Source organism: Natranaeroarchaeum sulfidigenes, assembly GCF_017094485.1.
Classification (GTDB): Archaea; Halobacteriota; Halobacteria; order Halobacteriales; family Natronoarchaeaceae; genus Natranaeroarchaeum; species Natranaeroarchaeum sulfidigenes.
In genome coordinates, this window is record NZ_CP064786.1 from 1,850,183 (window position 1) to 1,861,394 (window position 11,212).

At 58.3% G+C, this 11,212-nt stretch carries 10 protein-coding genes; 4 read left to right on the top strand and 6 right to left on the bottom strand.

What is annotated here, in order from left to right; translation table 11 throughout:
• Nucleotide 1: 1 nt before the first annotated feature.
• Nucleotides 2–604, bottom strand: coding sequence for a DUF7509 family protein (locus AArcS_RS09555; protein ID WP_238477195.1), 603 nt, complete (start codon nucleotides 602–604; stop codon nucleotides 2–4).
• A 96-nt stretch (nucleotides 605–700) separates the two neighbouring features.
• Between AArcS_RS09555 and AArcS_RS09560 the strand changes: the two genes are divergently transcribed.
• Nucleotides 701–1,105 (top strand): ArsR/SmtB family transcription factor, encoded by a 405-nt coding sequence (locus AArcS_RS09560; RefSeq protein ID WP_238477196.1) that lies wholly within the window; start codon nucleotides 701–703, stop codon nucleotides 1,103–1,105.
• 87 nt (nucleotides 1,106–1,192) lie between these two features.
• On the opposite strand, the gene AArcS_RS09565 is transcribed toward AArcS_RS09560, so the two are convergent.
• The gene (locus AArcS_RS09565; protein WP_238477197.1) at nucleotides 1,193–2,338 is read right to left on the bottom strand and encodes a pyridoxal phosphate-dependent aminotransferase; all 1,146 of its coding nucleotides are present in this window, start codon (nucleotides 2,336–2,338) and stop codon (nucleotides 1,193–1,195) included.
• Between the two features lies 1 nt (nucleotide 2,339).
• The gene (gene ribH, locus AArcS_RS09570; protein WP_238477198.1) at nucleotides 2,340–2,750 is read right to left on the bottom strand and encodes a 6,7-dimethyl-8-ribityllumazine synthase; all 411 of its coding nucleotides are present in this window, start codon (nucleotides 2,748–2,750) and stop codon (nucleotides 2,340–2,342) included.
• Nucleotides 2,751–2,845: 95 nt separating this feature from the next.
• On the opposite strand from ribH, the gene AArcS_RS09575 reads away from it, so the two are divergent.
• From AArcS_RS09575 to AArcS_RS09585, 3 genes are all read left to right on the top strand, one after another.
• On the top strand, nucleotides 2,846–4,078 hold the full coding sequence (locus tag AArcS_RS09575; protein ID WP_238477199.1) for a hypothetical protein: 1,233 nt from the start codon (nucleotides 2,846–2,848) through the stop codon (nucleotides 4,076–4,078).
• A gap of 310 nt (nucleotides 4,079–4,388) precedes the next feature.
• Nucleotides 4,389–5,378 carry a glutathione S-transferase family protein gene (locus AArcS_RS09580; RefSeq protein ID WP_238477200.1) on the top strand — a complete coding sequence of 330 codons (990 nt, stop codon included), beginning with the start codon at nucleotides 4,389–4,391 and terminating at the stop codon, nucleotides 5,376–5,378.
• A gap of 63 nt (nucleotides 5,379–5,441) precedes the next feature.
• Nucleotides 5,442–7,115, top strand: a complete 1,674-nt coding sequence (locus tag AArcS_RS09585; protein ID WP_238477201.1) for a phospholipase D-like domain-containing protein — start codon at nucleotides 5,442–5,444, stop codon at nucleotides 7,113–7,115.
• 6 nt (nucleotides 7,116–7,121) lie between these two features.
• Here the strand turns inward: AArcS_RS09585 and han are convergent, their stop codons facing one another.
• From han to AArcS_RS09600, 3 genes are all read right to left on the bottom strand, one after another.
• Nucleotides 7,122–9,020: a Hef-associated nuclease gene (gene han / locus AArcS_RS09590; protein WP_238477202.1), complete on the bottom strand. Its 1,899-nt coding sequence runs from the start codon at nucleotides 9,018–9,020 to the stop codon at nucleotides 7,122–7,124.
• 81 nt (nucleotides 9,021–9,101) lie between these two features.
• Nucleotides 9,102–10,214 carry a DUF7350 domain-containing protein gene (locus AArcS_RS09595; protein ID WP_238477203.1) on the bottom strand — a complete coding sequence of 371 codons (1,113 nt, stop codon included), beginning with the start codon at nucleotides 10,212–10,214 and terminating at the stop codon, nucleotides 9,102–9,104.
• Nucleotides 10,215–10,278: 64 nt separating this feature from the next.
• Nucleotides 10,279–11,211 carry a hypothetical protein gene (locus tag AArcS_RS09600; RefSeq protein ID WP_238477204.1) on the bottom strand — a complete coding sequence of 311 codons (933 nt, stop codon included), beginning with the start codon at nucleotides 11,209–11,211 and terminating at the stop codon, nucleotides 10,279–10,281.
• Between the last annotated feature and the right edge of the window lies 1 nt (nucleotide 11,212).

Sequence of the window (11,212 nt, forward strand, 5' to 3'; positions counted from 1 at the left end):
TTCACCGGTGTTTCGGATCCAGATCGTCACGTAGCTCCCGGTACATGATATCGGAACTGAACGCTCGGATACAGTCGACAAGCTCCGACTCATCACCGTAACTGTACACTGCTGCATCCCAGCGTCTGGCAATCCCCTGGATCATCGCGCTACGAACGCCCTCCTCGTGAACGAAAACCACACGTTCGCGTTCAGCATCATTCAGGTCGGCAAGCACGGAACCGGCCTCGATACCGACACCGAGATTCTTTCCAACCGCTGGAACAACGAACACGACGACGTTGCTGGCACGGGCGAACTCGATTGTCTGTGTTGCGGCGTCTAGCTCGTCGAGATCAATTCCTATATCGACCGCCAGAAACGCATTCAGTCCCGGAGCAGTCCGCAATGCTCCCTGTACCTGCCGAAGCGTCGCAACGACATCGTCATGATCGTACGTTCCGTCCGTCTCGTCCCACGACTGCAAGAGTCCATTGGCCGTATCGAATTCAACATCATCAGGAACCAGTTCCTCGATGGAGAAGGATTTGTACGGCCCCATCAGATACACGAGGAACTCGTCGTACGGAACGTCTCCGAGATTCTCGACGATCCGACTACGCATATTGCGGACTGAGTGCGGACAATTCATAAAAGATGGTGTTTTCAGTATATCTTGAGTCAATAACTGTTAAGTCCTCAGAGAAAGAGATTTGAAGTGATGGCAACGAGTGATCCGATCGACGAGCGGACTCCACCCGAGGACCCGGAAGAGCTACTCCCCGAGCGGAGCGTGCTGAGCTTTGAGGAGTACCTCGACATGCAGCGAGCGATCGGGAACCCCTCGCGCTTTCGGATCCTCTACGCGCTAAAACGCGACGGCGATCTGAGTGCGAGCGAGCTCGAAGCAAGGCTAGGACTCGCGGCAAACAATCTTCATTACCACCTTGACGAACTCGTCGATGTCGGGCTGGTACAAAACCGAAAGCAGCGAACTGCCGACAGTGACGGGCTCTACTCGTACTACAGGGCCACCGCACTCGGAGGAGCAATCCTCGAACACGGCGTCGAGGAGTTGATGAGGATGGAGTGGGAGTATCGCGACGCCTACGACAGTGATTTCTGAAGGCAGCTGTCACTCGCTGCTAAATGCTCTCTCAGGGCCGACCAATCGAATCAAAACGCGTAGAGCAACTGACGGCCGGCGAAACCGCTAGAAGTAGCCTTCAGCGTCGAGTCGCTCGACCGCTTCCTCGATCCGCTCTTTACTATTCGCGTAGGAGATCCGCGCGTACCCGGGTGTCCCGAATGCGCTCCCGGGGACAGTTGCGACGTGTGCGTCCTCGATCGCGCCCTCACACCACGCCTGGTCGTCCTCATCAACGGGGACCATCATGTAGAAGGCCCCGTCGGGCACGGCGACATCGACGTCACGTTCGGCGAGCAGGTCGACCAGGAACTCGCGGCGCTCGGCAAACGCCTCGACCATCTCGGCAACGGCGTCGTCAGTGTTCTCGAGTGCCTCGATCCCGGCGTGCTGGACGAAGTTGACCGCAGAGGAAACCGAGTGGGAGTGGAGCTTGCCAGCCTGCCCGATCAGCTCCCGGGGGGCGGCGACGTAACCGAGTCGCCAACCTGTCATCGAGTACGCCTTCGAGAAGCCGTTGATCGTGACCGTTCGGTCTTCCATCCCCTCCAGCGTCCCGAGGCTCGTCTGCTCGACGCCGTAAGTGATCTCCTTGTAGATCTCATCGGAAATGACGGTAAAGTCGTGTTCGACCGCGAGATCACGGACGCCTTCCAGCGCCGCGTCGGAGTAGACCGCGCCGGTCGGGTTCCCTGGCGAGTTCAGGACCATGAGTTCGGTCTCGTCCGAGACGGCCTCGGCGAGCTCGTCGAGGGCCGGTTCGAGATCGAAGTCGTACTTCGAGGTGTCGACCCGGTTGAGCGAGCCGCCAGCCATCTTCACCATCGCCTCATAGGAGACCCACGCAGGATCGAGCAGGACGACTTCCTGGCCATCCTCGATCAACGCCTGAATGGTCTCGTATAGCGCCATCTTCGCGCCGGGCGTCACGATGATATTTTCGGTTCCGTACTGGTCAAGCCCGTCATCGTGGAGCTTCTCGGCGATGGCGTCTTTGAGTTCGGGAACGCCGTTCGAGGGTGCGTAGCCAGTGTGGCCTGCATCCATCGCGTCTTTGGCCGCCTCGACGATGTTCTCGGGGGTCGGGAAGTCCGGTTCGCCGACGCTCAGATCGACGACGTCTGCGCCCTCGGCTTCGAGTTTGGACGCGAGGTCGCTGATCGCGAGCGTCGCGCTCGGTTCGACACGTTCGACTCTGTCTGCGAAATCCATATTATAGGTCCTCCAGTTCGGTTGCGAGATCGATCGCGCTTTCGACCGCTCGTGCACCGTAGTCGGTACGCGCTCGGGCCTCGTCGGCGCTCTGTCCGGGACCGGTAATCCCCATCGCAACGGGCGTATCCCGCTCCAGACTCACCTCGGTGAGCTTCTGGGCCGCCGCGGTGCCGATCACGTCGTCGTGATCGGTGTCACCGGTGATAATCGCGCCGACGACGGCGACGGCATCGATATCGTCCCGACGTGCCAGCCGATCCGCAGCCAGCGGCGTATCGTACGCGCCGGGAACTTCGATCTCAGCAGCGATGTCGACCCCTGCATCCTCGGCGGCCGACCGTGCCGACGCAGCCATCTTCTCGGTGACCGGCGCGTTGAATGTCGCGACCACCAGACCGAGCGTTACCATATGGTGCGGGTAGTTTCGGCTCCTAAAAGAACTACCGTTCCAGTGTCGGATCGTGGGAACGGAGCGCACCAGAGAAGCCACCCGAGCAGTTAGTAGTGTGGAACCGAAACAGTGGGACGATGGACGTCGAGGCGCTTCAGGCGTACGTCACCGAGGCACAACAGCGCATTGCGTCGACCGACTCACTCTCGAAACGGAACACTCAGCTCCGGCTTGTACAACCGTTCCTGACGACGCTGGGCTGGTCGCTCGACGAAATCGTCGCCGAGTACGAGGTTCCGGACTATGGTCCGGTCGACTTCGCACTCCTCGTCGAGGACGCGCCCGAGATTTTCGTTCAGACGTGTGCCTGCAGTACGGATCTCTCAGAACAGGACGCCGAAGCGCTGGGACGGCTTCTACTCGATACTGGCATCGACTGGGGGATCCTCACGAACGGCCGACAGTTCGTCTTTGCCGGTGTCGACGACACTGGCGCAGTGGACCGTCGTGGGATTGAACTGGCTGCGTTGCCGGACCGGGTGGATGTCGTCGAACGGTACACCGAGGCGGCGGCGTCACGACGAGCCGCGCACCGTCAGGAGCGGTTTACTGTCGCGACACGGCAACTGGACAATGACCGCGAGGCGATACATGCGGACCTCACCGAGCGCGTCGTTGCGACGGCTGGAAAAGATGTCGCCGATACGGTCGACGATGCCGTGGACGAGTTTCTCGATAGCCTGTACGAGACGTTTCGGACGCGCGGCGAGACTGCAACCAGACCGGCCGTCGCTGATACGGACAGAGGAGAAGCCAGCCACGAGACACGGGAGCATGCTGGCGGAGCACCGGAGACGACTGAGGTCCGGAAACAGCAAGGGGACGAGCGGCAGATAGAGGGGGCGGATCACGGGCCAGAGCAGGGAGTCAGCAGGGCAGCCACCGATACGATCGACGAACCTGTCACACCGGAAATCGGGGACGAGTCCGAACAAACACTACTCTCGGATATCGACCACGACGAGCAGTTCGTCGTTCGGTTTTTCGATGATCGAAGCTCAGTCGGCGCTGTTGGACACCGTAACGCAGCAGCGGCGACTCGACTTGCGATCGAATATTTGCTGGAACAGCGGGCACTCGGAGGCAGTATCACACTGCCCTGGGGACCACACGACGGTCAAATCGTACTCGATCACGAACTCGATGGACCCTCGGTAGTACTCCAAAACGGCTGGCAACTGGATACGACACGTTCACTGGCGACTGCGCGGGAGACAATAGAGGCGCTCGGCAGAAAAGCCGGCTTGCGAACGATGTTTCAGGGGAACTGGTCGACAGACCAGTAGTCGGTCACAACGCGCCGAAATACAGCAGTAGCAGCATCGGAGTCAGCATCAGTATGACCCCAAGAAGTGTTTTGATTCCGACGACCTGTGCCACCTTCAGCGATGCACTAAACGCGCCCATATTTACACATTACAACGAGTCTTTTTATTTGTTTTGATATTGAGCAATTTATCTAAATAGGAGATGTATTATTACCCATCGTCTGGTTTTTCAAGCAACCAGGTATCAGGAGGGAGTGTCAGACATCGGAGCCGGAAATCGACGGGTGACGACGATGGGTATTAGCCACGGGAACCCCTCTCGAAAGGTATGCATATGCTTCTCGACGGGAAGTGGACACGAACAGCGTTCAAAGCGACCGACGACTCCGGCGCCTTCCAGCGCCAGAAGACATCGTTTCGTGAGCACGTCTCCGCGAACTCGGATGCGGAGTTCCCTGCAGAGCAGGGGCGGTACCATCTCTACGTAAGCAAGGCCTGTCCCTGGGCGCATCGAACTCTGATTACGCGGGCGCTCAAGGGACTCGAAGACGTCGTCTCGGTCGACGTTGTCGACCCGATCCGAATCGTGGACGGGTGGCGATTCAGGCCCGAAAAGGACGACTGCACCCACGATACAGTCAACGGAACAGACTACCTTCGTGACGTCTACACGGCTGCCGACGACAGCTTTACCGGGCGCGTGACAGTCCCAGTGCTCTGGGACAGAGAGCGCGAAACGATCGTCAACAACGAGTCCGCCGAAATCATGCGGATGCTCGACACGGCGTTCCACGATCTCGGCGAGCGTGACGTAGATCTGTATCCCGACGGATACCGTGACGAGGTCGACCGTGTGATGGAAGCGATCTACGACCCGATCAACAACGGTGTCTACCGCGCCGGGTTCGCCAGATCACAGGAAGCCCACCAGCAGGCCATCGCAGAACTATTCGACGCGCTCGATCACTGGGACGACGTGCTGGCTGATCAGCGCTACCTCGCTGGCGACGTCCTCACCGAGGCCGATATCGCGATGTTCACAACGCTGGTCCGGTTCGACGAAGTGTATCATACCCACTTCAAGTGTAACGTCGCCCGGATCACCGATTACGAGAACCTCTGGGGCTACCTTCGCGAACTCTATCAGCTTCCGGGCGTCGCCGAGACTGTGAATATGGACCACATCAAACAGCACTACTACGTTACCCACGACGATATCAACCCCACCAGACTCGTACCGGTGGGTCCGGACCCCGACTTCGAGGCACCGCACGACCGTGACGAACTGCCAGGTGGCCCGCCGGACGCGCTGCGGTAAGATCAACACGATACGCGTGATACATCCCATACGTTCTTGTACGGTAGCGCGGCGAAAGCGCGTGTGTCGACAACGGAGCGCCGCCGGTATACGCTGGCCGCCACGCTCGTAGCCCTGCTACTGATTGGAGGAACCCTCGGTATCACGACCGTATCGGCAGCTAGCGACCTCGATCCGCACGAACCATCCCACACTGGAAACACTACCGAATCCGGAGAACCACGTATCATCGAACTCTATCCCAGTCCGGTCGCCCACGGCAACGTCGGCGAGTTCGTCACGATCGAGTTCCCAACAGAGACTGAGCCAAACGGCTGGACGCTCCACGATGACGGTCGACAGACAGCGCATCTGCCGAGCGATGCCCTGGAAGGAACTGTCGCATTGAGCCACGAGCCGGCGGAAACGCGACAGCACACGGACCATGACGTCTATCCGCTCGACGGACACATACAGTTCGCCGAAGACGGAGAGACGGTAACGCTCAAACGCAACGGAAGCGTCGTTGACAGCGTTACCTACGACCGTGCGGCCGAAGCAGAGCTCTGGGAGCGAACGGAGGATGGTACGGGGTCCTGGTCGCCAATCGAAGCGACCGATATCGCACCGGCAACGACGAAAAACACGGACGCTACGGCGTTCGTGTTGCCGGACGCTCCCGAAGCGTCGGTCGAGTTGATCGAGCGTGCCGACGAACGGATTATGCTCGCTGCATACACCTACTCCGATGCACGTGTGACAGACGCACTGATCGCGGCACACGAACGCGGCGTCGATACTCGGGTGGCAGTCGAAGCATCCCCCGTAGGGGGAACAGGTGAACGTTCGGTTGATCAGCTTGACGAACTGACCGCGGCGGGAGTCGACGTGGTCGCGTTCGGTGGTGACCACGCGAGATATCGGTTCCATCACGGGAAGTTTGCGGTCGCCGACGACGAGGCGCTCGTCATGACCGAAAACTGGAAACCATCCGGTGCTGGTGGGCAGGCAAACCGTGGCTGGGGCGTCGTCACACACGACGCGGAGACTGCAAACGCGATCGCAGATGTGTTCGAGGCGGACCTCGATGCCAGCGACTCGCTACAGTGGGATGAGTACGGCGAGACTGTCGATCCAGTCGAGGAACCGAAGACGGAGGGGCGGTATCCTGCGGAGTTTGACTCCTCGCGGCTCGCTGTCGAAGAGACGACAGTGCTCACAGCGCCGGACAACGCCGAGCCCGAAATCCGGAGGGAAATCGAGGACGCGGATGAGTCGATCTTGCTCACACAGGTTTCGATCGGTGGACATGATGACCCGCTACTGCAGGAGGCCATCGAGGCCGCACATCGCGGAGTCGAGCTCCGCATTCTCCTCTCCAGCGCGTGGTATACCGACGACGAAAACGCGGAACTACAGGAATGGCTCAACGAGCTTGCTGATACGGAGGATATCGATATAGAAGTCCAGGTCGCTGATCCCGGAGACAGGTACGAAAGACTCCATACGAAAGGAGTTATCATCGACGACGAAACGGTGATTCTTGGGAGTATCAACTGGAACACTCATTCACTCCGTGAGAACAGGGAACTTGCGCTGGTACTCGAGGGTGACGAGGTCGCGGAATATTACACCCGTGTGTTCAACTCGGACTGGGCTGGGATCGTCTGGCGCTTCCCAGTCGGACTCGGGGCAGTGCTGGTAGCAGGAACAACCGGTGCAGTTATAATCGCACACAGAAGAGTCGAGTTCGCGTAACGGGCCTCAAACCGATGATTTCGTACTGCTGAGCGCTTCGTCGATCTCGGCCTCGGCCATCTTCTCGACGAGCGCATCGAGCACTTCCTCACGCCGCCCTTTGACGAACTTGATCGAGCCGACGACCAGATGGCCGCCGCCGCTGACGCCACCGCCGACGATCTCCTCGTCGAGTTCGGTGACCATCCGGGGGATGTCCAGCCTGACACCGTCGCTTCGGAGCACGGAGAAGTCAGGGCCGTAACCGATCGTGATCACTGGGTCACCAGTTTCCTCGACCTTGTGATCGTGAATCGCGCCGGTCGTCTTTCCGGGCGCAGGATACGTAAACCGGTGCGTATCGTTCTCGACGTCGACGCGGTAGAGATGAGCACCGTTATCGAGTCGCTCGTGCTCGACGTGCGGTAACGCCGCTTCTAGCTGATCGTCGATCTCGTTGCGAGACTTCTCTGCCAGGAAGTCCACCAACTCGTGGTGTCGCTCCTCGTCCTCACAGCCGACGTTCAGCGCGTCGTTGACGAGATGTCGACCGGAGTCGTAGCGAAGCCAGTGTGCGGCATAATCCAGCGCCTCGCCCACGTCCTCCAGTTCATCGGGGTCGTAACCGACTTCCGAAGCCAGTTCGAGATAGTCGTCCATCGCGTCGGCGGCCGAGCGATCGGAAATCCCTGCAACAGCGGGGACGTGTCGGAGTTCGTCCGTCATCTCCGGATCGATCATCCGGGCGAGTTCGACACACATCATACCCGTCGTAATCCGGTAATCCTCGTCGTAGAGATACGGGTTGACGTGCTCTGTCAGGAGCGGTTCGACGGCCTCCGGGTCGGGGTGGTGATGGTCGAGGACGACGATCGGGATGTCGTAGTGTCGAAGCGTTTCGTAGGCTGGCGTGTCCTCCTCGGTGCTCCCGTTGTCCAGCATAAGCAGGAGCGGGAGCTTCTGTCCGTGGCGCTCCCGGTCCTCGAGGGCGAAGTTGAGGTCACGCGTCGCGTCCTCCATCTCGTAGAATGGTGCCTTGCTCGGTAGCCGCTTGAACAGGTGACGTTTGGCTTCGGGATCCTCATGAACCCCCTCGATGAACCGCTCGAGCGCCAGTTCGACCGGAATACTCGCACACATTCCGTCGCCGTCGGCGTGATGACGGATTCGGATCGGACGCCCTTCGAGAACGGTACGGCGAAGCAATTTAGCGACCGATTCGATATCCGGTCGGAGTTTCTCGAACGCCTCCCACTCGATGAGCGGGTCGACGTCTGCAGGGGCTGCACGCTCCTCTACCGCGGCGTCGAGGCGGGCTTCAATCTCGGTTGCCTCCTCGTCGTCCAGAGCGGTCAGGGAGTCGGCTTCGATCTGGATTGCGCCTTCCCGATGCTCGGGGGTTCCGCTGACGCGGACGTAATCCTCGACCGAAATTTCCGGATAGGCACGTACACCAGCGGACTCGAAAATTGCACAGGGGACGATACCTGATTCGTCTCGCACGTGAAACAGGGTGGGACCGCCCGTCTGTTTGATCTGAACGACCTGTCCCGCGAGATAGACCGTACTTCCGACGGCGTCCTCTAGCTTATCGACCGGCGTAATATCGTACTCGTGAGCGACACTTTCGAGTTCGTAGTTCTCGATATCGACAGATCGGAACGAAACATCACCGTTCTCTCGTACGTCTTCGAGATCGACGACCAGCTGATCGCCGATCTCGTACTCTCCATCGAGTTTCGATTCGTGTACGAGTCCGGAGACGAACTCGGAAAGGTCGACAAAGACACCGTATTCGACGACACCGTTGACCGTCGCAAGATACAGACCGTCCTCCGTCACCTCGTCGAGCGTACACTCCGGGTCGAGATCGTAGACCACGGGTGACTCCATATCACCCGTACTGGTTGGCTCATCGTCAGTCATCGTTATCGAAGAATGGCAACGACCGTGTAAAACGCTTTGCAACTCGTGTAGATGCCAGTCCACTCAGCAGACGATTCGGATTTATTCAGGGACCGAAAACTCGACCGATCCCATATCCAAAAATGCAGTTTCATAGCCGTCGTGACGTGACACACGGGGATCTGACGCGATGTCGAGTTGGAGCGTTTCAATTGTATCGAGGGAATCGACCGCCAATCCGTAGTGGTAGTCGACATCGTGGTCGAGTGCCGCCGCCAGCGGCTCATCGGAGAAGGCCGCCTCACCGTCTTGATATCCTGTCGCCGTAATCGACATCTCGGGGAGTGGTATCCGATTGTACGGTGTACGCGGCGAGACGAGGAGATACGCCCCCTCGTGGAACCGTGAGCTCGACTCGATGAGGCTCACCACAATATCGGCATCACCGCTGGACTCGGTCCCCAACAAACGGCCGGGGAGCGATTCAGGCTCGGGAACGGTCGATACGGGCACTTGCATATCGTGTCCGTCGTGCTCGTCATGCCCATCGTGGTCACCATGATCGTCGTGTTGCATCAACGGTACGGCAGCGCGGCGTCCTCTCTCGTCCTCATCGAACTCCTCGAACGAAAGGTCGTAGATATCATCGACAGTGTACTCGAAGTCGATTTCCACGGTCGTACCATCCTGAAATAGTCCCTCTAGCTCCCCGACCGGCTGGGCCTCGATCGGTGCTGCCTGAATCTCAGCAGTGTATCCCCCCTCGCTATCGAGTTGGACATTGTCGCCGTAATGGAAGCCCATCCGCTGCGAGATCATCGCCCACGGCCGGAGCGACGTCTCAAGTGCCCCCTCCGAGTACAGGTCCAGCTGAAGCTCGGTCGGCAGTACCGTCTCGGTTTCACGATCCCAGACGGTAACCATCAGGTGCATAGCATCCGATTCCTGAACATCAACGCGATCCATACCGCTCGAGGTGACGTTGTAGAAGCGATGCGGGAACGTGTAATGAAGCGCAAAACCGTAGTCACCACTATGGGCAATGCCGTACGTCGCCATCTCTTCGACACCCGCGGGTATATACACGGCATCCGGGCGGTCCTCGACGACGGGAACACTCTGCCAGACGGACTCGGTCTCGAAGGTGTCCAGACAGCCAGCGAGAACGGCACCACTGATCGCGGCTCCCGATTGCAGTAGCGTCCGTCGATTCATACCTCAGCGGAGGGGACAGGAACTATTACGACTTCTGGTCCGTATGACGAACGGCGACAGAGTTTCAGTTCCAGTATCGCCGCCCGATGACGATTACGAGAACGCCGCCGATGAGAAGCCCTGCGACGAGTTGTTCCGACGGTGGGATGTGCTCCGAGACCGACTCATTGGTGTCATATCGATACGGGTCGTCCGCAGTTGGGTGCGCGACCGGCTCGAATTCCTGACGTTGAACCGTTACGTTTCCGTCGACTTCGCCACGGAACCAGACCTGATCTCGAACGCCCGCGTCTTCGTGGATTAGCTCAGTAGTATATCGGATCTCCCCCTCAATCGTGCCATCCGGATCGTCATCTAATTCAATATAACTCGTAGCGGATTCTTCATTCCTCGGAACGAGTGCAAGGTCACTTTCGCCGTGAGTTTCAGTCGTATGGACGAATACATGTCCAGGATTGGCATGTGGAGAAGGGTTCTCGAACGTTACAGCCGCTTTTGCAATACGATCACCTTCTTCATCTATTTCCTCATTCAGATGGACATCGGTGATCTGCTGAGCCGGGATGTCAGGCTCTGACAGATCGAAGTCCTTCTCAATATTGGCTTCGAGATCAGGGCCAGTTGTGGATACCCTGACCGAATGTGTTTCATTGGTAACATCGTACTTCTGGCTAAAATCCCAAGTAGTGCTCCAGTTCTCTCCCGGTTCTAGTTCGGGGGACGGGCTCAGAATGTCCTTTTCATCGGCGAAAATAGAGACTAGTACGATCCGAAAGTCATCACCTGTATTATACAAACGGATTGTACCACACTCTTGATCCTTGTCAATTAAAATAAAATATTCAATTTCATCTTCAGTAGTCTCCAATTGTTCAGTATTACTTGCGTCATCGTATACTCGATCACAATCATCTGCTGAAGCGATTCCACTAACACCAGCCAGGATAATAAATAGCACTAGCATTACGAGCAGCATATTCCAATTAAATCGGAGCATA